A 21,650-nucleotide genomic window follows, 5' to 3' on the forward strand; every position below is an offset into this window, starting at 1 on the left:
TCATTATAAAAAGGTAAGCTGTGCAAAAATGGCAAACAGCTTACCTTTTTACCCTTACTCCCTCAAAAGTCTGAGGGAGTTTAAAATCACGATAAGCGCAGCACCTGTATCGCTGAGAACGGCCATCCAGAGTGTCAGCCAGCCTGGAAAAATAAGAGTCAAAGCAATAAATTTTACAATTAGAGAAAACCAGATGTTTTGCTTAATAATCGTTAATGCTTTCCTACTTAATTTAACGGTGTGTGGCAACTTTTCCAGATTATCTGCCATAAGGACAATATCTGCTGTCTCCATTGCTGTGTCGGTTCCTGCGCCACCCATAGCAATCCCTAAATCAGCGGTTGCGAGTGCGGGAGCATCATTGATTCCGTCACCAACCATAGCGACTTCATGACCTTCTTTTTGTAATTGATGAATGGCATCAACTTTATCCTCCGGTAATAGTTCTGCAAAGTAGCGATTGATACTCGATTCTTTTGAAATCACTTTGGCAGTACCTTCATTATCACCTGTTAACATCACAAGTTGATTCACTCCAACTTGCTTCAAACCATGTAATGCTTTAACAGTAGTAGATCGAATCGTATCAGCAACAGAGATGATTCCCATTATTTCATGTTCTGTACCTATCATTACTACTGTTTTTCCTTGTGTTTGTAGATGCTCTACCTGCGTCCTAACATGGTGGATAGGTACATTCATTTCTTCAAACAGTTTTATATTACCTGCATAATGGAATTCTCCATTGATTATTGCTTGCACACCTTTACCAACGATGTTTTTGAATGATTTTCCACTTTTAGCCTGGACTCCACTATCTTCGGCATATTCAACAATAGCTTTTGCGATTGGGTGTGTGGAGTGATTTTCTAATGTAAAAGCTAGTGATATTAATTCATCTTCAGAAGTAGTTAGCGTTATAATATCAGAGACTTTTGGTTTACCTTCTGTTAATGTACCTGTTTTATCAAATGCAATTGCATCAATTGCACCAGCTTTCTCAAGAAAGGTCCCACCTTTGATTAAGACACCGTTCTTTGCAGCATTTCCAATCGCCGAAACTATGGCGACTGGGGTAGAGATGACAAGTGCACACGGACAGGCGACTACCAATAATGCTAAACCTTTATAAAACCACTCTCCCCAAGTCCCAAAGCCGAATAGGGGTGGTAGCACAATCACTGCTAATGCCAATAAAAAGACAATCGGAGTATAAATACTGGCAAACTTATCGACAAATGCTTGGGTAGGTGCCTTTTGCTCCTGAGCTTCTTCAACTAAGTGAATGATTTTTGATAGACTTGTATCTTCAACTAGCCTAGTGACTTTCACCTCAATTGAACCACTTTCATTAATCGTACCTGCATATACCGAATCTCCAGCTGATTTATCAACGGGTATGGATTCCCCGGTGATAGGCGCTTGGTCCACACTTGTCTCGCCTTCAATGATCTCACCGTCTAAAGGGATTCGATCTCCAGGCTTAATGACAATAATCTGACCGACAGATACTTCTTCTACAGGCTTTTTAACCATATCAGATCCGATCAAAACCCATGCTTCGGATGGTGCCAAATCCATGAGGTTACGGATAGAGCTTCTAGTTTGCTCGATGGATCTGGTTTGCAGTGCATTACCTAAGGCAAATAGCCAGACGACAGTTGCACCTTCAAACCATTCTCCAATCAAAGCAGCACCAATAACAGCTGCAGACATTAAAACGTTCATATCCAGTGAACCGCTTTTTACCGCGTAATAAGCACTTCTTACAGGTTTATAGCCGCTTACAACAATGGCAATTGAGTATAAGATAGTGGTGATAAATGCGGATACACCGCTATAAGAGCCAATAAAGCCAAGTGCAATCAATATACCAGAGAAAGCTATTAAGCCATACCCCTGATTATTATTTGTAGTATCCCTAGTATCACTGCTTTTTCTGATTGGTGATGCTTTAAATCCAATTTTAGCAACCTCGGAAATAATATCATCAACACTGTTCTCATGCTCCACCTTCATTTTTCCAGTGGAAAAATTGACCGTAACACTATTCACTGCAGGGACGGTATGTAAGTGATTTTCGATACTTTTCGCACAACTGCTGCAATCCATTCCAAGTACATCGTATGTTCTGATATTACTTTTTTCAATCAGCGGTTCCGCAGAAAAACCTAACTTTTGGATTTCATTTTCCACTCTATCAAGAGAAAGGGCGTTGCTTCCTATGATCTGTAATTTTGCAGTGTTGTAATTTACTTTAGCTTCTTGAATATCATTAAGGCGGTTAAGGCCTTTTTCAATCGTTAAGGCACATGAAGGACAATCCATTCCATAAATCCGGTATTCAATCTTTTCAGCTTCTGTAACCGATGGGCCGTTGTTTGATGTTTTTTCAACCTCATTGTTGCAACAATCCATTGGGCCCGGAATACCATCATTGTCAGTACTACTACAACACGATGAATTTGTTGCAGTAACAGCTATTCCATTGACCGACTTTTGACTGCTGCAACAACTATTTTGATCTTCCATGGTCTTCATTTCATTGTTTGTACCACAGCATTTATCCGCCATCTATATCACCCTTTTCAATCGATGTGACTATCACAACAAGCAATATCTTTATGAACATCTTCAAGCACTACATCAAACATCGTTAATAAATCACGTACTAATTGATTACGCACACGATAGTGTACATATTTTCCTTCTTGTCTTCCGACAATAAGTCCGCACCCTCTTAAACATGCGAGATGTTGGGATATATTTGACTGATTGCCTTCAAGCTCCTCAACAATTTGGGAAACTGTTTTTTCCTCTTCTTTAATACTTTCAAGTATCTGAACTCTTGTCTTATGAGAAAAGCCTTGCAGAAACTTCATCTTTGTATCTATATCAACTTTTAACATCTACATCCTCCATTCATATTAGAACTTACTAATATGTTTTGTTAGTATCATATTAGTAAATTCTAATATGTAAGTCAAACTTCTATTTTTGAACATGCTTTGAACAATCCCTTTTATAAAGCTATAAATAAAAGTTTGATGGTAAAATTAAGATTATCTAAAGAATGGAGAGGTGTTCTAATGAAAAAATCACCGTTTAAATTAATTGTGATTGCAACATTGATCATTGTTGCATTAGTTGTTGCTTTAGTCGTCATCAATAATAATAAATCTGATTCAAATGAAGAAGTGACATTTGAAAAACAACCATCAATCGAAGGGCAACCTACATTAGGTGATGAGAATGCACCTGTAACAGTAGTAGAATTTGGAGATTATAAGTGTCCTGCATGCAAGGCTTGGGGAGACAGTGTTTTCCTTCAGTTAGTAAATGACTATGTTCATACTGGAAAGGTGAAATTTTCTTTTATTAACGTGCTATTCCATGGAGAAGAGTCTGAATTGGGGTCCTTAGCAGCTGAAACGATTTATAAACAAAACCCGGATGCCTATTGGGAGTTTCATTTAAAACTTTTCGACGCACAACCAAGCGATGATCATAATAGCAAATGGCTTACGATGGAAAAAGTAATGGAAATAGCAAATGGAATTCCTGAAATTGATGCAGAGGATTTAGAAGCACAGATTGAAAACAATTCCGAAATGGATGAAGTGAATAAAGACACTGAATTAGTAACCGAATTCAACGTGGAACTTACACCTACTATCATGGTAAATGAAACGATGATAGAAGATCCATTCGACTACGAGGCAATTAAAGAAGCAATAGAAAGCGAACTAGAGGAAAATTAAGATGATGAAAATAGACTTGTCACAGTATACACTTTATACAGCTTGGCTAGTGTCTATCGTAGCTACACTCGGCAGTCTTTACTTTAGTGAAATTCGAGGCTTTATTCCATGCGAACTTTGTTGGTATCAGCGGATATTGATGTACCCTTTGGCGGTGATTCTCGGAATAGCAACATTCCAAAATGACCGTTCGGTTAAGAAATATATATTGCCACTGGCAGTGATTGGCTGGTCCATTTCGCTCTTTCATTATTTACAGCAGAAAGTTCCGGGTTTTGCAGCAATAAAGCCATGCGCTAGTGGTGTGCCATGCAGTGCTGAATACATTAATTGGCTAGGATTTATTACGATTCCGTTCTTAGCATTAATCGCATTCACCTTAATTGTAGTGTTCATGCTATTAACTCGAAAAGCGCGATGAAATTCGTTTATCCTTAACTAAACTGTAAGTGTCACATAGAGTAAACTGGGAGGGGGAAGTCTATGAAAGAGTGGCAAGGTTCCGCTGGTATTTGTCTTAATGAGATGGGAGAACTATTAATGGTGCTACAAGGGACTCCCGAAGAGGAAAAAACTTGGTCTGTCCCATCCGGAGGTAAGGAAAAAGACGAAACGTACGAAGAATGTTGCATGAGGGAAATTGCGGAAGAGACAGGATATGAAACAGAAATCATTGAAAAGATTAAGGTGAAAAAAGAAAAATATCCTGAGTTTGATATTTCCGTTGAAGTCCATTATTTTTTGGTTAACATTATTGGCGGAAGAAGAATAATCCAAGATCCGGACCATCTGATTCACGACATTGCTTGGAAGAGCGTACATCAGCTAGAGACGTTGAAATTATCCTTTCCTGAAGATAAAGACTTTTTGAGAGATTACATCAAGAGACATTCGACTTTAAGGGGAAAGCAAAGTAGAGAACAGGCATAAATGGCCTGTTCTCATTTCCATGAAGGAAAAAGCTGTTCCCTCACGAATGCGCGAATCGAATGGATACTGGAATTATCCCTGCTCGGATGCACTCGGTTGGTCAGAAGGATCATATACATGTTTTGCTTTATATCCATCCAGATTGTTGTGCCTGTAAATCCATAGTGGCCAACAATAATACTTTCTTCACATTCGTGATAGATTTGCCATGCCAAACCTCTAGCTTCGTTCAATCCTCTTGTATAATTGAAAAATGAGCTGGCAATCAAATCTTTGGGAATAATGGATTTTTCATCATGTTTTAAGGCATCTAAGATCATGCTGCACATTTTACCAAGATCTTTTGCTGTAGAGAAAGTCCCGGCATGACCTGCAATTCCTCCCAGTAGTTCTGCATTTTCATCATGGACAATTCCCCGCTTAACCATTTTTCGATCAGGAAGATATTCTGTTGCAACGACACGGTCAATTAAACTGCTGTCAGGATTAAAAGTGGTATCCATCATTCCTAGAGGCTTCCATATTTCTTTTTTGAGAAATGCATCAAGACTCATTCCAGCAGCCTTTTCAATCATGTCCCCCAACAATACAAAGCCACGGTTACAATATTTCACTTGTTCGTTTGGAGGATAAGTTAAGCCATCAGCCAATATTCCTTTTAAGATGGTTTCTTTATCTTGACCGTATTGTATCAGATAGGTCCGTTCAGAGAGACCTGAAGTGTGGGTCAATAACTGTAAAAGGTTGGTATCTTGAAGTGTTGCATTAATATGGTAATCGTAGAAGTGGGGTATTCGATGTTGGAGTGTAATTAATTTCTGATCTAATAAAAGCATGGTTGCCGGCCAAGCAGCGATTATTTTAGTTAGAGAAGCAAGGTCAAAAATTGAATCTTTCTTCATCGGAACTTGAACAGGGGTAATTTGGGCATAGCCGTACTCTTTATGAAAAAGCACGTTTTTATCCTTTGCAACTAAGATGACAGCTCCAGGGATTTTCTTTGATTCTATGGTCTCTTTCAGGAAGGAATCAATGCTTTTCATGGTTTCATCCATGTTCATTTCAGACTCATTGCTAACCAATGTTAGTCCTCCTAGTACTATAAAAATCGTTTTCTTATTTCAGGAGATGGTATGGCACAGTTGTCTTTTCTCCCAAACCATTTGTATCGATTTTTAGCGAATTTGTCATAGAAAAAGTCCCGAATTGGACGAGGCAGAATAATGAAGATATAACATAGTTTCCATAAACCCTTTAACTGTTTAGCAATCTGTAAGGTGGCAGTCGATTTCTGATAAGCTCTTTCTCCTGAGATAAGTACAATGCTATCGTTATCTTCAGGAATAAGGTGTGATGCTAAAAGTTCTTTGCCTGTTTCACTTTGTAGAGAAGCAAAATTAAAAACAGCTTGAGGATCCCGCTTTATAATGAATTGCACACTACGATCGCAAAAATTGCATTCTCCATCAAATAGGATAATCTGTTTGATTGGCATCGAACATCCACCTTTATGATTTGTTATTTCCATTATATGTTTTTTACATTATTTCTACAATGGGTTATTCACCATATTATCACTTGTAAAAGCTGTACTACTCATTTATTATTGTATATATATAACACTTCTTTTGTTTGACCGGCAAATTAATTGCGATATAATAAGGTGAAACAAAAGCTATGTTGAATACATGGCAATTTAATGGAAACGCTGTTAATAAAGAACTTTTATAATATAAAAAACCTATGTATGAGAGGAATGGAATGATATGGCACAACAAATTGGTGTAATCGGCTTAGCGGTAATGGGTAAAAACTTGGCTTTAAATATTGAAAGCAGAGGGTATTCTGTATCGGTGTTCAACCGAACATTTGCAAAAACCGAGGAATTCTTGGCAAATGAAGCAAAAGGCAAGAATTTCGTTGGAGCGGAGACAATTGAAGAATTTGTTAACTCCCTTGAAAAGCCGCGTAAAATCATGTTGATGGTGAAAGCAGGCCCGGCTACCGATGCAACAATTGAGTCGTTGCAACCTTATCTAGAAGAAGGCGATATCCTGATTGATGGCGGGAATACGCTTTATGAAGATACAATGCGCCGTAATAAAATGCTTGACGAAACAGGTATCCACTTTATCGGTACGGGAGTATCAGGTGGGGAAGAAGGTGCTTTAAATGGACCATCCCTTATGCCTGGCGGACAAAAGGAAGCATATGAACTTGTTGCTCCTATCTTTGAAGCAATCTCCGCAAAAGTAGATGGAGATCCATGTGTTACTTACATTGGACCAAATGGTGCGGGACATTTTGTGAAAATGGTACATAACGGAATTGAGTACGGTGATATGCAACTCATTGGTGAGTCATACTTCATCTTGAAATATGTTCTTGGTATGGAAGCGGAAGAGCTTAGTGAAGTATTTACAGAGTGGAATAAAGGCGAATTGGATAGTTATCTGATTGAAATTACTGCAGATATTTTCACGAAGAAAGATGAAGAAACTGGTCAGCCATTAGTGGAAGTCATTATGGACAAGGCTGGTCAGAAAGGTACTGGTAAATGGACTAGTAAAAATGCACTTGATTTAGGGGTTCCACTTCCATTGATTACGGAGTCAGTATTTGCACGATTCATTTCATCTTTGAAGGACGAGCGTGTAGCGGCAAGTAAAGTATTATCTGGTCCATCAGCAACGAAATACGAAGGTGACCGTACAGAGTTGATTGAAAAAGTCCGTAAAGCTCTTTACATGAGTAAAATCGTATCCTATGCTCAAGGATTTGCCCAAATGCGTGCAGCATCTGAGGAGAATGATTGGAATCTTGAGTTTGGTGACATTGCGATGATTTGGCGTGGAGGATGTATCATCCGTGCAAACTTCTTGCAAAAAATCAAAGAAGCGTACGACCGTGAGCCGAACTTAGCTAACTTGATGCTAGATCCTTACTTTAAAGAAATTGTAGAAGGTTATCAAGAAGCATTACGTGAAGTAGTTGCTTTGGCTATCCAACACGGAATTGCTGTGCCGACATTCTCAAGTGCAATTGCATACTATGACAGCTATCGTGCTGCTGATCTGCCAGCAAATCTTATCCAAGCACAGCGTGATTACTTTGGTGCACATACGTACGAACGAAAAGATAAAGAAGGTACATTCCATACAAACTGGTTTTAATTAAAAAGTGAGTCAATCATACGTTGATTGGCTCACTTTTTTGTGAAAGTAAAAAGCATGAATCGGTGTTTGCTGATTCATGCTTGATTTTAATGAAAATGCTTGAAATCCCTGATTCTCTTCAATTAACATTTACGCTATAACTTTTTCTTTTGGAAATATTACTTCATCGACTTCAAAGAAGTTTTGAATGGCGAGTGCGCATGCACCTAGTACACTTGCATCTTTTCCTAAATCGGACAGGACAATTTGTTGATAAACACTTACTGAAGAGCGTAGATTTTCTTCAATTTCCTGAATTGCGTTTGGATATAGCTTTAACAATTCACTATTTATAATCAACATCTCCGGGTTATATGAATTGATCATATTATTTAGTCCGATTGAAACATATAGAATAAAAGTTTTCATTATGTCAATGGTGGTGGAATCATTTGCTTCGATTAATTGTCTAATATCTTCATAGCTTAAATTCGGACGGTCCAGTCTTTCCATTAACTGAGAAAAGGCGACAGGTTCCGCGGCGTAAAGTTCCCAACATCCTTGGTTTCCACACTTACACTCGCCTCCGTAAGGGGAGATAATCATATGTCCAATTTCCCCAGCATACCCATCACGTCCTTTAATGAGTTTTCCATCATTTATAATTCCTGCACCAATACCTGAGCTGAGCACGATTCCTAATATATTATCGCTTTCTGGAAATTGGTAAACCCTTTCGGCGTATACAGATAGGTTAGCGGTATTTTCGATTGAAATATTCATATCGATAACACGTTCAAGATCCGCTTTTAAATCCTTATTCGTCCATTCCAGTCTCGGAATAAATTGAATCCATTCGTCATTATTTACAGTACCATGAACACCGATGATTGTTTGAACAAGCCCAAAATGACATGCGGAATATTTTTGTTTGTACTTTTGAATGTGTTCACTGAGGATTTCAACGATTTCCTCATAAACCTCAGTATCTATTATTTCTATTTCTGTTTCGATTAGATTTCCTTGTAGGTCAGATATACGATATTTAATTTCCTTATAATCAAGATCGATGCCTAAAACATAGCCGGCACTACCATTAATCGATAGCATGATTGGTCTTCTTCCAACAGTATGGTGTTCCATCTGTGTTTCGGTTATTAGCTTTTCATCGATCAATTCAGCAACTTGGGCTGAAATGGTAGCTTTGTTTAAACCGGTAATTTTAGAGATTTCCGCTCTTGAAATCAGTCCATGTTGAATAATCTTTTGTAAAATAAGTCCTCTATTTAGTTTTTTTATGTATGCACTATCCCCTGTAACCATGTTGTATCCCCCTTTTATGTATGACAATATTCTATCTCCCATTATTTGTTTAGCGAACAAATAATACAACATGCCATTTTAAATTTATCACTATGATAACAGGTTGTAAAGGCTTTCAAACTGTAACGTTATTTACTAATACCATTATAGCAAATAATGAACTATGTAATGTGGAATCAAGTGAAATAATAGTGGAACATTAGATTAGTTTATTATTATATTCCAAACAAAGTAATTCAGAAAATATGGTGCAAAGGGCATCTCCTTGTTTGAACCTACTATTATATTTATTGAAATATAACCTCTGATACATCAAGGAAGTTTTGAATAGCTAGCGAACATGCTCCTAATACACTCGCATCTTTGCCTAGATTAGATAAGACGATTTTTTGATAAATACTAACAGATGAACGGAGGCTTTGTTCTATTTCTTTAATTGCATTCGGGTAAAGCTTTAATAATTCGCTGTTAATAATTAATTTTTCAGGATTATAGGAATTAATCATATTATTTAATCCAATCGATACATAATGAATAAAGTTTTTCATGATTTGTTTTGTTGTAAGGTCGTTCGCCGCAAGTAATTTCTTTATATCAGCATAGTTTAGATATTGTCGATCAAGCTTCTTCATTAACATATGGTACACCGCAGGTTCTGCAGCATAAAGTTCCCAGCAACCGTGGTTACCACAACTGCATTTATTCCCATAAGGGGAAATGATCATATGACCAATTTCTCCAGCATAACCATCATGGCCTTTGGTTAGGCTCCCATCACTAATGATTCCCGCACCTATCCCGGAACTGAGTACGATTCCTAATAGGTTATCACTCTCTGGATATTGATAAACTCTTTCAGCATATACGGAGAGATTGGCAGTGTTTTCGATAGAAACAGTTATGTCAATTGCACGCTCAATATCTGCTTTCAGATTCTTATCGGTCCATTGTAATCGAGGGATAAATTGAATCTGTTCATTATTATTTACGGTACCGTGAACGCCGATAATTGTCTGCACAAGTCCGTAAGTACAATCGGCATAATCATCTTTATATTGCTTGATTTCTGCTATAAGGATATCGACAACTTCTTCATACCGCTCTGTGTCCAATTCAGCGGTTTTCGTCTCTATTAAATTGCCTTGCAGACTGGAAATGCGATAAATAATTTCTTTATAGTCAAGGTCGATTCCAAGTACATAACCGGCTCTGCCATTAACTGAAAGCATAATAGGCCTTCTGCCTACTGAATGATGCTCCAGTTGGGTTTCCTTAACGAGATTTTCATTGAGCAAATCAGAAACTTGTACGGATACAGTCGCTTTATTCAGACCTGTTATTTTAGCAAGTTCCGCTCGAGAAACAAATCCGCGCTCAATAATCTTTTGTAAAATAATCCTTCTGTTTAATTTCTTTATGTATGCGCCATCCCCTGTAACCATGTTGTTCCTCCCCCATTTAATAAAAATGCCCCTTTTATTGATCGCTCAATACAAAAGAATAAGCACAATAATTTGCAAAGGCTTTCATTTCGTTTAAAAGTTGCAAATCAACTTGAAAAGTAAAGCGTTTACATGTACTATGAATATAGAACATTTTTGTTTGTTTGGCAAACAAATAAGACGTTTTGAAAAATAAATGGCTATAAGGAAAGGCAGGAGAACAATGAAAACGTTTATAACCGATGATTTTTTATTGTACAATGATACCGCCCGTAAGTTATACCACGATACTGCTAAGGATTTGCCTATTATTGATTATCATAACCATTTAAACCAACATGAAATACTTGCAGATAAAAATTATGAAAACTTAGCTGAAATTTGGTTGGGTGGAGATCATTATAAATGGAGAGCAATGCGTGCGAATGCAATTTCCGAAGATTACATAACTGGTGATAAGCCCGCTTATGAAAAGTTTCTTGCTTGGGCAAAAACAGTACCTAATACACTAGGTAATCCGCTATATCATTGGACACATTTGGAACTGCTCCGCTATTTTGATATTGATGAATTACTAAATGAAAAGTCAGCTCCAGCCATTTGGGAAGCGGCTAATGCAAAACTATCGACTCCGCAAATGTCTGCAAGAAACCTACTGAAAAACAAAAAAGTGGAATTTGTTGGAACAACGGATGACCCAACAGATGATCTAAAGGCGCATCAGGCACTCGCAAAAACGGATTATTCTGTAACAGTCTCTCCTTCCTTCCGCCCGGATAAAGGGTTAGCGATTGAAAATGAAGACTTCCTTCCATGGGTGGAAAAGTTGGAATCTGTAACAAATCAATCCATTGAAAACTATGATGCATTTCTCGATGCTCTATCCAGTCGTGTCGATTACTTTGATAAGCATGGCTGCCGTAGTTCTGATCATGGAATTAATGTGATATTTTATGAGAATGCAACGAAAGATGAAGTAGCCGGAATCTTTACGAAACGATTGAAGGGTGAATCCTTAACAGCTGCTGAAGTTGAACAATACAAAACGTATACCTTAGTATTCCTTGGAGAATTATATGCTGATAAAGGCTGGGCAATGCAGCTGCATATTAATCCACTGAGAAATAACAGCACACGTATGTTTAAGTTGTTAGGACCAGATACTGGCTTTGACTCCATTGGAGATCACTTGCTGGCAGATAAGCTTTCAAACTTACTTGATGCGATGGACGTTAAGGACAAACTTCCTAAAACGGTTCTATATAGTTTAAACTCTCGTGACAATAATATACTGGCTGCCATGGCTGGAAACTTCCAAAGTGATGAGGTCCCTGGAAAGGTTCAATTTGGAACTGCATGGTGGTTTAATGACACCATCGATGGAATGGAAGATCAAATGAAAACATTAGCGAATATTGGACTTATTAGTAACTTTATCGGAATGCTTACTGATTCTAGAAGCTTTCTTTCTTTCCCAAGACACGAATACTTCCGAAGAATTTTATGTAATATCTTAGGGGCTTGGGTAGAGGAAGGCAAGGCGCCGAATGATTTAGAACTATTGAGTACATACGTGCGCAATATCTGCTATGAAAATGCAAAGCGCTATTTCAACTTCGAACCTAAAAGCAACTAAAATTGGTCAAGAAGTTGCGTTTATTTCAATACGTAAACAAAGTGAATAGTTTTTTACTATCTGAACAAGGACCAATGCATCGTTTGAATATGCGTTAGTCCTTGTTTTGAACTCGAATGCAGCATCTAAGTCCTATACTTTACGTCTTTTGTTTGTTGCGATAAATGCCAATTTTTAATTGACGATATATGTATAAAGTGTTAAGGTATATTTGTAATTAATTTATCCGGTAAACAAATTAAATGAGCTCAAAATTCACTTTTTTGAGAGAAATGAAAGGGATTACAATAACCCCTTATAAAATACCCGATGTAAGGGTATACGATTATAATAAGATTAATGAATGATAAACTGGAGGTCGTGAAAAATGGGTATTCTCCATGAATTACTGAAAGATATTCCGATACCAAAGATGGCGAAGGTCCGTCAATCGTTTTCAGACGAGAAAATTGAAGATGTACCGGGAACTCTGAAACAGGAATTGGAAAAAGAAGGCGTCGCTGAATTTGTGAAGCCGGGAATGGAAATCGCAATTGCTGTTGGTTCAAGAGGAACTGATAGATTAGTGGATGTCACACGAGTAACGGTTGAATTCTTAAAAGAACTTGGTGCAAAGCCATTCATCGTTCCGTCAATGGGAAGTCATGGCGGTGCTACAGCTGAGGGCCAAAAGGCAGTGCTTGAGCATCTTGGTGTGACAGAAGAGACGGTGGGAGCGGAAATCCGTTCATCAATGGAAGTCATCCAGATTGGGCAATTGGAAAATGGATTACCGGTATATATTGATAAATTTGCATCCGAAGCAGATGGAATTGTTGTCATTAACCGTGTTAAGCCTCATACGGCATTCCGTGGTCCGGTTGAAAGTGGAATCATGAAGATGATCAGTATTGGGCTAGGAAAGCAAAAAGGTGCAGAAGCCTGCCACCAAATGGGCTTCAAGTACATGGCGGAAAACATTCCAAAGATGGCGAGGATTGCTTTGGAAAAAATGCCGATATTATTTGCTGTAGCAACGGTTGAGAATGCTTTTGACAAAGTGGCGGAAATTGCCGTGCTTAAACCAGAGGAAATTGAAGAGCGGGAAATTGAATTGCAGAAGCTCGCGAAAAAGCTATTACCGAAACTGCATTTTGATAAAATAGACGTCCTGATTATCGATGAGATTGGAAAAAACATCAGTGGGGATGGAATGGATCCGAATATTACGGGGAGATATCCGACACCATACGCTTACGGCGGACCTGAAGTAACGAAAATGGCAGTTCTCGATCTTACTTCTGCATCAGAAGGAAATGCGAATGGAGTTGGGACTGCTGACTTTACAACAGAACGACTCGTGAATAAAATGGATCGCCACGGAACATATGCAAATGGTTTAACATCAACAGTTGTTGGACCTACCCATATCTCAACTACATTGGAAAACGATAAGCAAGCCTTCCAGGCGGCAATCAAAACGGCGAATATCCTCGATTTTACAAAGGTGACCGTTGTCCGAATCAAGAATACGTTGGAATTGGCTGAAATAGAAGTATCCGAAACACTGCTTGACCATGTGAAGGACCATCCGGAACTTGAACAAATTTCTGATGTATATGAATTGGAATTTGATGAGAACGGAAACCTATTTTAATTCATAAAACTCTTTCATGCTTCATTGGAGCGGGTTGTGGCTGCGCTAAAAAGATTCGTGAAATTTTTATCTAAATGATCCGAGAAAAACTAGAAAAGGTGAGGGAAACGATGACAAACTTATTTGATCTAACAGGAAAAACGGCAGTTGCTTTTGGTGGAAACAGTACATTAGGCAGCGCAATCGCGAAAGGCTTTGCGGAACAAGGAGCACGAGTTGCAATCGTAGGAAGAAACCTTGAAACTGCAAAAGAAGTTGCTGAAGAAATTAATGCAGCCGGTGGAGATGCAGCTGCTTTCTACGGAGACGTAAGCAAACTTGAAACAGTTACAGAAGCTGCTAATCAAATTGAAGAGTGGGCTGGTGGCTGGGATATTCTCTTGAATGCCCCGGGGAAAAATAGCTCTACACCATTTTTCGATCTTACTCCTGAAGAATGGGATGACATCATGTCCGTCAACTTGAAAGGCCTTGTATTTACAACACAAGTCTTTGCTAAGAAAATGATTGAACAAGAAAGACCAGGAAGCATCATTAATATTTCTTCTGTATCTTCTGGTCCACCATTATCACGCGTGTTTACGTACTCTACTTCAAAAGCTGGTGTAAACAGTGTGACACAGTACTTGGCTCGTGAATTTGCTCCACACGGTATTCGGGTTAATGGAATCATTCCAGGTTTCTTCCCGGCTGAACAAAACCGTAAAATCTTGGATGAAGAACGAATTGAAAACATTATGCGCCATACACCAATGAACCGTTTTGGTGAAGCGGAAGAGTTAAAAGGAGCTGCCATTTACTTAGCTTCTGATAAAGCATCATCTTTCGTAACAGGAACCTTCGTACGTGTAGATGGCGGTTACGGAAGCATGACAATCTAATAAAGCGTACGAAAACGGGTCTTTTCAATCCATACTTCGTTACGTAGACGATTTCCAACCCCTGACCACAAAGGGTTTAGAAGAAAGGTTTTGAGGGAGGCGTAACTTCTTCAAAGCCTTTTCTATTGCGGCGATATGAAAATCATCAACTATATCATGTAATATTTATATGAATACAAATTTACGTGGGGTAGCTCCTCGAATAACGTATCCCACAATCTAAAGGATGAGGACAATGAAAGAAAAACTAGTTATTGGTTTAGATATAGGAACAACTAGCGCAAAGGCTGTTGTTTTTGATAAAAAAGGTAAGCTGATCACGGAAGCGGAAGAGCTTGTAACTACATATTATCCGAAACAAGGTTATGCAGAACAAGACCCTAAGGAAGTTGAGGCAGCTGCAAGAAAAGTGATGAAGCAAGTCATTGGCTCTGTGGATGAATCCAACTATGAATTGGTGGCAACAGGTTTTTGTACTGCTATGCATTCCTTGATTTGTGTGGATGAAAAGGGAGAGCCCTCATCCAATATGCTGATTTGGTCGGATGGCCGCGCGAATGCACAGGCAGAACGACTAGAAGCTGAAAAAGGCAAAGAGATTTTTTCGCGGACTGGAACTCCAATCCACCCAATGACTCCACTAACAAAGTTAATATGGATGCGGGAAAATAAAGATTCTGCTTACGAACAAGCAACGTATTTCATGACAATGAAAGAATATCTAGTTTATCATTGGTTCGGAGAGCGTGTGATTGATTATGCAATGGCTTCTTCGACAGGTTTCTTCGATGTTAGTAACAGAGTATGGGATGCTGAGGCATTGGAGCTCGCTGGAATAACTGAATCCCAGTTAGCGGATGTTGTAGAGCCGACATGGGAGTTATCCGAGCTAGTCCCAGAATTGAAGGATGCTTTGGATGTACCGGATGGTCATCGATTTATTATCGGCTCTGCGGACGGCCAGCTTGCGAATCTTGGAAGCGGTGCAACATCAACAGGTGAGGTTAATATTTCTGTCGGTACGAGTGGAGCGATTCGACAATTTGTCGAAGGTGCACCAATCAATGAGAAAATGGAGACATTCACCTATGCATTTTCCAAGGATACATCGATTATTGGCGGACCTACTAATAATGGCGGTATTGTACTGCAATGGTTTAAGGACGTAATCAAGTTTCCTGGTGACTATACAGAACTGATTGAAGAAGCTAAGGATGTGCCGGCGGGAGCAAACGGTATACTTTTTCTTCCATATGTTAATGGAGAGCGTGCACCACTATGGAATCAGCAGGCGTCAGGGAACTTTTATGGGCTTCAAGTCGAGCATACTCGTGCTGAAATGACACGTGCAGTCTTGGAAGGGATTGCTTTTAACATTTACCAAATCAACCGTTCATTGGAGACATTGGCCGGAAAACCGAAGAAGGTTACAGTGAATGGTGGTCTGACCCGTTCTTCAATCTGGGTACAAATACTAGCTGACATTCTCGGTGAAGATCTCTACTTCTCAGAAACTCACCACAATGCAGCTTGGGGTGCAGCGTGGGTAGCGCTTGTCGCCATTGGAGAAGCGTCATCGTTCCGTGCGATTAAAGAGAACCTACCTGGAGAAATAAAAATCACCTCCAATAAACAAAATCATGAGCTATACCAAAAAGTTTATCAAAGATATGAAAAGCTTGGCCAAGCTGTCACTGCTTTATTTGATGAAATCTGATGGATTTATGGGGAACCAGCTTCTTATGAGAAGAGCTGGTTCTTTTTATTAATCATAAGGACTACTTTCCTATTATTTAGAAAAATTGCTACTTTACATAGAAATTCCTCTGTATTTCAGTTAAAATGTAAGTCATACACTAATTTAACTGAAAAAGGAAGTCGAAGCATGCCTTATCATGTTCAGCTATTCAAATTTTTTACTTCAATTTACGATCATATTTTCCGTATCAAGCGTGCGGAAAAGATAACGAATCTATGGAAAACGAGTTTATTACTTATTCTCGCCTCAGCGTTAATCTATGGTTGGATGGCTTATTTAGGAATTGGATCAACCTTTCTTTCGAGCAGTATGGCATATCTAAGTTCTGGCGAATATGAAACTAGCAAACTATGGTTTTTGCTTGGAAGAGTAGTGTATGGTGCGTCGTTTGCTGCAGCAGTACTCTTTGTTCCCAGTATGATTTATCAACTTATAACAGGAATACCATATCAGAAGCTAATCATCATGCAACAAATTGTTCTAGCTGTCTTGCTGTTGGAGCGCTTGATTTGGATTCCGATTGCAATATTTATTGGTTTGGATTGGTATGTGTCACCTTTATCCTTTGGAGTAATAGCGTCGTATATCTTTGAAATTGAATGGTTTATTTATTTCTTTGGAGCGATTACCCTTTTTCAATTGTGGACTATTTGGTTTCAGTTTCGTTTCTTGCACGCTATGTCTGAAAATGAGAAGCGAACGATCTGGATATTTATTATCTTGTTGCATTTGTTAGGCTGGGTCCTTGCAGCAACCATTTCTTTTACGGATTCTTATATGATAAGTAGGTGGTTCGAATGAGGAAAAATCGGTGGCTTCAGTTAGGAATCATCTTATTTATAGCAGTTAATTTATTCCTCGTGCTCCAGGATGACGAAATGAAAATTGACCGTATTTCATATGTAAATGATTGGTCAGCGAGTTTTACAGCAGACCTGAAAAACGAGATGTACAAGCCGGTTGTTTTGTCTGCGGCAAATGAAGAACAAATTTATTTTGATCGTAGTAAAGGGATATTTCAAGAGTTTCTCGTCTCTGAAGGAGATGAGGTGACGGAGGGAACGGGCCTATATACGTATCGGGTGGAAAATTATTATGAAACCGAGGCGGATTTGCTTCAACAAATAGAGCGGGTAAACGGAGAGATTGAAGCACTTGAGTCGGCAATTTCTCAAATTGAGAACTATGCAATCCCTTCCAATGAATTTAATCCTTCCAGTTCCGTGTTAATTACTGAAGAGGATATTTTTGTTGAAATCCCTGAGTCGCAATTGGAAGCCGAGTTCATGAAAGAACAGTATTTGGTAGAAAAAGAGCATGAATTGACTGCGAAAAATCTGGAACTTACCTCGTTGGAGAATCAGTTGAGTGAACTCCGGTCAACAGGTGACATGCTGACTGTTGAAAGTCCATATGCGGGAATAATCAAGCATATTTCGACCGAACTTGCAGATCCCCTCATTATCATCGAGAGTGTCGAACTCCAAGCTTCTGGGAATCTGACCGAGGTGGAAAGGACGGAGGTAAAAGAGGGAATGCCAGCAGTATTACAGCTCGAAAAATCGGCCGTAATGCTGGAGGGTGTCGTAGATTCACTGGCTCATTCCCCTGCATCTTTAGAGGTTGATGAAGAGAGTAATTATAAGTTTACTGCGACCTTCACAGAAGGGCTTGAAGATGAGGAAACAGATGAAGACACAGATACAAATGAAGATGAGGAAACGGATGAAGACACAGATACAAATGAAGATAAAGAAACAGATGAAGATACAGAAACTGATGTAGAGTTGTTGCCGGGCTACCACGGGACATTGATGATTACGTTAGAGGAATCCATTGGGGCTGTTGCAATTTTTGAAAATGCATTCATTGATCACGGTGTCTGGCAAATGAATAATGATGGAACGTTGCAACGACGTGAAATAGAAACTGGTCTATTTGACGACCATCAAGTCGAGATCATAAATGGACTCGAATCAGGCGTAAATGTTGCCGCTGGACCTGTGAAGCAATTACGGAATGGGGCAACTTTTATTACGCCAATTCAATGGCGAGAGCTGAATCGAGGATCTCTTTCACCAGATCGACCAGAGTGGAAATCGTTTGTAAGTGGCATATTATCCAGATAATTACCCCATTGACAAGTGCAATGGGGTTGGCTTTTTCTATTAAATGTTCGCAGCTTTATGCAACTCAGCGGAACTTCTGATTTTATAACGGTGATAGATAACAGTTAGACTCGCGCCTAGCATTAAAATCAGTCCCGTTAAGAAGAACCAGACCATTAATATAATCACTCCTCCGAGTGTGCCGTAGGTGGCAGAGTAATTTCCAAAGTTGCTGACATAGATGGAAAAACCGAATGAAATAACTTGCCAGAGTAAGCTGGCAATGATAGCCCCTGGTAGAATATGTTTGAAGGAGATTTTTTTATTCGGGGCAAAACGATACAACATCACGATGAATGTTGTCAGGACAACGATACTGATTATCCAGCGGAGGACTTGTAACAGGATCCCCATGCCGACTGTAATACCGGTAATGTCGCTTACCAGCTGTAAAATAACATCACCCAAAACTGGTAATGCTATAGCTACCACAACAGCTACAATTAAACCGATGGTGAGTCCTAAAGAGATGAGGCGAACGACGATAAAAGAACGGGTCTCTTCAACATCAAAAGCTTCATTGGAGGACTTAATAAAGGCGTTGATTCCATTGGATGCTGACCAAAGTGCACCAATAATCCCGATGGTAAGTAACCCTCCCCGAGGTGTTTGAACGAGACTAACAATATTTTCTTCAAACAGAGAAGCGATTTCCGCTGGTAGAATGGTTGAGAAGACTTCCATCGCATCATCAGGAGAAATATTAAAATAAGGGATAATTGCAAATCCTACAATTAATAATGGAAAAACCGCCAATAAAAAATAATAAGCTAAAGCAGCTGCCAAAAGAGTGATATTATCTTCTTTAATTTTTTCCGAAATAACTTTTCCATAACGTTTAATCTTATTCATGATTATCACGACCTCCAGTTAGCTCTTGCCCTCGTATGTTATAAACTATATACCCTGCCTCGTCTAAAATAATCTTTTTCTTTACAGGGGATAAAAGAGTTCTGTTCCATCGTTAAACGTTTTATTTAATTAATCTAGTGGTATAATATCTCTATAAATATGTGTCGATGTATTTGGATGCTAAAGGAGGGAATAGTACTTATGGGACTAATTTACTTAAGTGTTTTACTAGTAGCCATCGCATTTCTAATCGTAGTTATTTATCTCTGCTTTGTCCTGAAGCGTGTAACGAATACAATGAAATCACTTAGTGTGACATTAGGTGAGGTTGAAAAGCAAGTGCAAAAGATTACTCCTGAGCTTTCCGCAACGCTAAAGGAAACGGATTCCTTAATGGATGATGTGACAGAAAAGGTTCAAGCTACCGACAGTGTGTTTGATTCTGTTCAATTATTGGGCGAGTCCATTCAATCGGCTAATACAGCATTTCAAAATAGTTTTGGCAATTTAACGGATGAAGAAATGGATAAAAAGGTGAAGCCGTTTATTGAAGGAATCAAATGGAGCGAGGTAGGCTTAACATTATTCAATCAGTGGAAAAGTAAAAAACCAAATGATAGAAATGAACTGATGATCCGAGATGACAATGAAATAGCAGTAACAGGGAGAGAGGGATAGAAATGACATTAGTAGGTATCGGAGTATTATTAATCGGAGTAGCATTTTTTATCTTAGCGATTTTCTTAGGGCATACATTAAATAATCTGGCTGGTGTCCTCGGTGGCATTGACAAGACAATGAAGCAGCTTCCTGAAAAATTGGATGATGTGATGATGGAAACGACTAATATGATACGTGAAAGTAATAATACACTAGCAGATGTAAATGAGAAAATGACTCAATTAAGTCCGCTATTCTACATCGTAGGAGATGTAGGGAACGCGACAAGAAAATTCACTTCTTCTTTAGTTGATGTAACGGAAACGATGAAACAAAAAACAGAAGAAGGTAAAGGAATTGCTGATAAAAATAAAATTGGAGGACTGTACGGTTCTTTTGCATTAGGCTATTATCTGTTGAAACGTCGTCAGCAGTTCGCGGGAGACCGTACTAAAGGGGAATTCACAGGTGGAAATTAAAGGCCGTATTTTTTCTCTTGTTGGCGGACTTCTCAGTGGTATAGCCATTGGAGTTTTTTCGAATTATCGAGATCGCAAAACCGTTGAACCGTCTATCCTCGATAAAGCTAGAGCGTTGGAAAATAAGATTTATCAAGATGGTGAAAAGCAGGCATTGTTGCTTGCAAAAATAAAACAAGAAGCAAAGCTTAAAGCAGCAATGAATGCAGAGCGTGAATGAAGTATGAAATGCATGGTGATTACACCATGCATTTTTTTGTGTTTACGAGAGGGCGCTTCCTAGAATAATCACTGGAGTTGTATTAAATGTAATTTATATATTGCATTATTCCATATATATGTTATATAATGTAATATATAAATGACATTCGAGAGGAAATCACATGTGGAGAATAATGTAAAAGTGGCGAGGGTGCAAGCTGATCTTACGCAGCAACAGTTGGCAGATAAAGTTGGTGTCACTCGTCAGACCATCAGTTTAATTGAAAAAGGGAAGTATAATCCAACCTTGAAATTATGTTTGGCAATCTGTCATGCAGTTGATAAGACGCTGGACGAAATTTTTTGGTTAAATAAGGAGAGTGAGAAAGATGGAAAAAATTAAAGATGAACGGTTAAAGTTAAAAAATCTGGAAAACATTCGTATCGCTTTTATTATTCAGACCTTTGGTATTGTCGCTATTTTAGTGTTTGACTTCGTTTCAAAAGGGATGGAGGAAATGACTGGTAATCCCTTGTGGATTGTATTTCTAATAACGATGGTTGCATTTTCCTACCTGTCAATGAATATTAGTATTGAATACGAAAAGCCGAGGAAATCACCTAAAAAGAGCTTAGGTATTAGACTGACATAGCAATTTGAGACAATAATAAAACACCTTCTTAGGCTGCCATTCCACGAAATTCTATTGGAGATTGGTAGCCTAATTTTTCTTGAATACGCTCTTCATTATAATGCTTCATAAATA

The 21,650-nt window shown here is 38.7% G+C and carries 22 protein-coding genes; 15 read left to right on the forward strand and 7 right to left on the reverse strand.

Annotation, left to right across the window (positions count from 1 at the left end; translation table 11 throughout):
- Positions 1-54: 54 nt before the first annotated feature.
- A complete protein-coding gene (locus M3210_RS16020) occupies positions 55-2,574 on the reverse strand; it encodes a heavy metal translocating P-type ATPase (protein ID WP_251516436.1) in 2,520 nt (839 codons plus the stop codon).
- A 14-nt stretch (positions 2,575-2,588) separates the two neighbouring features.
- Positions 2,589-2,909 (reverse strand): ArsR/SmtB family transcription factor, encoded by a 321-nt coding sequence (locus tag M3210_RS16025; RefSeq protein WP_251516437.1) that lies wholly within the window; start codon positions 2,907-2,909, stop codon positions 2,589-2,591.
- Between the two features lie 180 nt (positions 2,910-3,089).
- On the opposite strand from M3210_RS16025, the gene M3210_RS16030 reads away from it, so the two are divergent.
- From M3210_RS16030 to M3210_RS16040, 3 genes are all read left to right on the forward strand, one after another.
- Complete coding sequence (locus M3210_RS16030; protein ID WP_251516438.1) at positions 3,090-3,761, forward strand: DsbA family protein; 672 nt, start codon at positions 3,090-3,092, stop codon at positions 3,759-3,761.
- 1 nt (position 3,762) lies between these two features.
- On the forward strand, positions 3,763-4,182 hold the full coding sequence (locus tag M3210_RS16035; RefSeq protein ID WP_379598724.1) for a disulfide oxidoreductase: 420 nt from the start codon (positions 3,763-3,765) through the stop codon (positions 4,180-4,182).
- 62 nt (positions 4,183-4,244) lie between these two features.
- Complete coding sequence (locus M3210_RS16040) at positions 4,245-4,691, forward strand: NUDIX hydrolase (RefSeq protein ID WP_251516439.1); 447 nt, start codon at positions 4,245-4,247, stop codon at positions 4,689-4,691.
- A gap of 11 nt (positions 4,692-4,702) precedes the next feature.
- Here the strand turns inward: M3210_RS16040 and M3210_RS16045 are convergent, their stop codons facing one another.
- Together M3210_RS16045 and M3210_RS16050 are read right to left on the reverse strand one after the other, a co-directional pair.
- Positions 4,703-5,773: a serine hydrolase domain-containing protein gene (locus M3210_RS16045; protein ID WP_251516440.1), complete on the reverse strand. Its 1,071-nt coding sequence runs from the start codon at positions 5,771-5,773 to the stop codon at positions 4,703-4,705.
- Positions 5,774-5,790: 17 nt separating this feature from the next.
- Entirely contained in the window at positions 5,791-6,180 is a 390-nt protein-coding gene (locus tag M3210_RS16050) for a thiol-disulfide oxidoreductase DCC family protein (protein ID WP_251516479.1), read from the reverse strand.
- A 277-nt stretch (positions 6,181-6,457) separates the two neighbouring features.
- On the opposite strand from M3210_RS16050, the gene gnd reads away from it, so the two are divergent.
- Positions 6,458-7,864 (forward strand): NADP-dependent phosphogluconate dehydrogenase, encoded by a 1,407-nt coding sequence (gene gnd, locus M3210_RS16055; protein WP_251516441.1) that lies wholly within the window; start codon positions 6,458-6,460, stop codon positions 7,862-7,864.
- 132 nt (positions 7,865-7,996) lie between these two features.
- Here gnd and M3210_RS16060 read toward each other — a convergent pair whose 3' ends face one another.
- Both M3210_RS16060 and M3210_RS16065 read right to left on the reverse strand, forming a co-directional pair.
- A complete protein-coding gene (locus M3210_RS16060) occupies positions 7,997-9,169 on the reverse strand; it encodes an ROK family transcriptional regulator (RefSeq protein ID WP_251516442.1) in 1,173 nt (390 codons plus the stop codon).
- Positions 9,170-9,456: 287 nt separating this feature from the next.
- Positions 9,457-10,611 carry an ROK family transcriptional regulator gene (locus M3210_RS16065; protein ID WP_251516443.1) on the reverse strand — a complete coding sequence of 385 codons (1,155 nt, stop codon included), beginning with the start codon at positions 10,609-10,611 and terminating at the stop codon, positions 9,457-9,459.
- Positions 10,612-10,834: 223 nt separating this feature from the next.
- Here M3210_RS16065 and uxaC point away from each other — a divergent pair, with 223 nt between their 5' ends.
- The 6 genes from uxaC to M3210_RS16095 all read left to right on the forward strand — a co-directional run bounded on the left by uxaC (position 10,835) and on the right by M3210_RS16095 (position 18,652).
- Complete coding sequence (gene uxaC, locus M3210_RS16070) at positions 10,835-12,247, forward strand: glucuronate isomerase (protein WP_251516444.1); 1,413 nt, start codon at positions 10,835-10,837, stop codon at positions 12,245-12,247.
- Between the two features lie 367 nt (positions 12,248-12,614).
- Positions 12,615-13,883: a nickel pincer cofactor-dependent isomerase, group 22 gene (locus M3210_RS16075; protein ID WP_251516445.1), complete on the forward strand. Its 1,269-nt coding sequence runs from the start codon at positions 12,615-12,617 to the stop codon at positions 13,881-13,883.
- Between the two features lie 110 nt (positions 13,884-13,993).
- The gene (locus M3210_RS16080) at positions 13,994-14,764 is read left to right on the forward strand and encodes an SDR family oxidoreductase (RefSeq protein ID WP_251516448.1); all 771 of its coding nucleotides are present in this window, start codon (positions 13,994-13,996) and stop codon (positions 14,762-14,764) included.
- A 235-nt stretch (positions 14,765-14,999) separates the two neighbouring features.
- Positions 15,000-16,481 (forward strand): gluconokinase, encoded by a 1,482-nt coding sequence (locus tag M3210_RS16085; protein WP_251516450.1) that lies wholly within the window; start codon positions 15,000-15,002, stop codon positions 16,479-16,481.
- Between the two features lie 168 nt (positions 16,482-16,649).
- Positions 16,650-17,324 carry a hypothetical protein gene (locus tag M3210_RS16090; protein WP_251516452.1) on the forward strand — a complete coding sequence of 225 codons (675 nt, stop codon included), beginning with the start codon at positions 16,650-16,652 and terminating at the stop codon, positions 17,322-17,324.
- Positions 17,321-18,652 (forward strand): efflux RND transporter periplasmic adaptor subunit, encoded by a 1,332-nt coding sequence (locus M3210_RS16095; protein ID WP_251516454.1) that lies wholly within the window; start codon positions 17,321-17,323, stop codon positions 18,650-18,652. Before M3210_RS16090 ends, M3210_RS16095 begins: the two co-directional genes overlap by 4 nt.
- A 39-nt stretch (positions 18,653-18,691) precedes the next feature.
- On the opposite strand, the gene M3210_RS16100 is transcribed toward M3210_RS16095, so the two are convergent.
- Positions 18,692-19,543: a YihY/virulence factor BrkB family protein gene (locus M3210_RS16100; RefSeq protein WP_251516456.1), complete on the reverse strand. Its 852-nt coding sequence runs from the start codon at positions 19,541-19,543 to the stop codon at positions 18,692-18,694.
- A gap of 201 nt (positions 19,544-19,744) precedes the next feature.
- On the opposite strand from M3210_RS16100, the gene M3210_RS16105 reads away from it, so the two are divergent.
- From M3210_RS16105 to M3210_RS16125, 5 genes are all read left to right on the forward strand, one after another.
- A complete protein-coding gene (locus tag M3210_RS16105; RefSeq protein ID WP_251516458.1) occupies positions 19,745-20,221 on the forward strand; it encodes a DUF948 domain-containing protein in 477 nt (158 codons plus the stop codon).
- A 2-nt stretch (positions 20,222-20,223) separates the two neighbouring features.
- Positions 20,224-20,682 (forward strand): DUF948 domain-containing protein, encoded by a 459-nt coding sequence (locus M3210_RS16110; RefSeq protein WP_251516460.1) that lies wholly within the window; start codon positions 20,224-20,226, stop codon positions 20,680-20,682.
- On the forward strand, positions 20,672-20,902 hold the full coding sequence (locus tag M3210_RS16115) for a hypothetical protein (protein ID WP_251516462.1): 231 nt from the start codon (positions 20,672-20,674) through the stop codon (positions 20,900-20,902). The genes M3210_RS16110 and M3210_RS16115 overlap by 11 nt, the downstream gene beginning before the upstream one ends.
- 165 nt (positions 20,903-21,067) lie before the next feature.
- A complete protein-coding gene (locus M3210_RS16120; protein WP_251516464.1) occupies positions 21,068-21,286 on the forward strand; it encodes a helix-turn-helix transcriptional regulator in 219 nt (72 codons plus the stop codon).
- Positions 21,273-21,536: a hypothetical protein gene (locus M3210_RS16125; RefSeq protein ID WP_251516467.1), complete on the forward strand. Its 264-nt coding sequence runs from the start codon at positions 21,273-21,275 to the stop codon at positions 21,534-21,536. Before M3210_RS16120 ends, M3210_RS16125 begins: the two co-directional genes overlap by 14 nt.
- Positions 21,537-21,650 lie beyond the last annotated feature (114 nt).

This window comes from Oceanobacillus luteolus (genome assembly GCF_023715655.1).
Taxonomy (GTDB): domain Bacteria; phylum Bacillota; class Bacilli; order Bacillales; family Amphibacillaceae; genus Oceanobacillus; species Oceanobacillus luteolus.

Bases quoted from the DNA above. Each gene is read 5' to 3' on its own strand.
- M3210_RS16020 (WP_251516436.1), bottom strand. From the start codon at position 2,574: ATGGCGGATAAATGCTGTGGTACAAACAATGAAATGAAGACCATGGAA.
- M3210_RS16025 (WP_251516437.1), bottom strand. From the start codon at position 2,909: ATGTTAAAAGTTGATATAGATACAAAGATGAAGTTTCTGCAAGGCTTT.
- M3210_RS16030 (WP_251516438.1), top strand. From the start codon at position 3,090: ATGAAAAAATCACCGTTTAAATTAATTGTGATTGCAACATTGATCATT.
- M3210_RS16035 (WP_379598724.1), top strand. From the start codon at position 3,763: ATGATGAAAATAGACTTGTCACAGTATACACTTTATACAGCTTGGCTA.
- M3210_RS16040 (WP_251516439.1), top strand. From the start codon at position 4,245: ATGAAAGAGTGGCAAGGTTCCGCTGGTATTTGTCTTAATGAGATGGGA.
- gnd (WP_251516441.1), top strand. From the start codon at position 6,458: ATGGCACAACAAATTGGTGTAATCGGCTTAGCGGTAATGGGTAAAAAC.
- M3210_RS16060 (WP_251516442.1), bottom strand. From the start codon at position 9,169: ATGGTTACAGGGGATAGTGCATACATAAAAAAACTAAATAGAGGACTT.
- M3210_RS16065 (WP_251516443.1), bottom strand. From the start codon at position 10,611: ATGGTTACAGGGGATGGCGCATACATAAAGAAATTAAACAGAAGGATT.
- uxaC (WP_251516444.1), top strand. From the start codon at position 10,835: ATGAAAACGTTTATAACCGATGATTTTTTATTGTACAATGATACCGCC.
- M3210_RS16075 (WP_251516445.1), top strand. From the start codon at position 12,615: ATGGGTATTCTCCATGAATTACTGAAAGATATTCCGATACCAAAGATG.
- M3210_RS16080 (WP_251516448.1), top strand. From the start codon at position 13,994: ATGACAAACTTATTTGATCTAACAGGAAAAACGGCAGTTGCTTTTGGT.
- M3210_RS16085 (WP_251516450.1), top strand. From the start codon at position 15,000: ATGAAAGAAAAACTAGTTATTGGTTTAGATATAGGAACAACTAGCGCA.
- M3210_RS16090 (WP_251516452.1), top strand. From the start codon at position 16,650: ATGCCTTATCATGTTCAGCTATTCAAATTTTTTACTTCAATTTACGAT.
- M3210_RS16095 (WP_251516454.1), top strand. From the start codon at position 17,321: ATGAGGAAAAATCGGTGGCTTCAGTTAGGAATCATCTTATTTATAGCA.
- M3210_RS16100 (WP_251516456.1), bottom strand. From the start codon at position 19,543: ATGAATAAGATTAAACGTTATGGAAAAGTTATTTCGGAAAAAATTAAA.
- M3210_RS16105 (WP_251516458.1), top strand. From the start codon at position 19,745: ATGGGACTAATTTACTTAAGTGTTTTACTAGTAGCCATCGCATTTCTA.
- M3210_RS16110 (WP_251516460.1), top strand. From the start codon at position 20,224: ATGACATTAGTAGGTATCGGAGTATTATTAATCGGAGTAGCATTTTTT.
- M3210_RS16125 (WP_251516467.1), top strand. From the start codon at position 21,273: ATGGAAAAAATTAAAGATGAACGGTTAAAGTTAAAAAATCTGGAAAAC.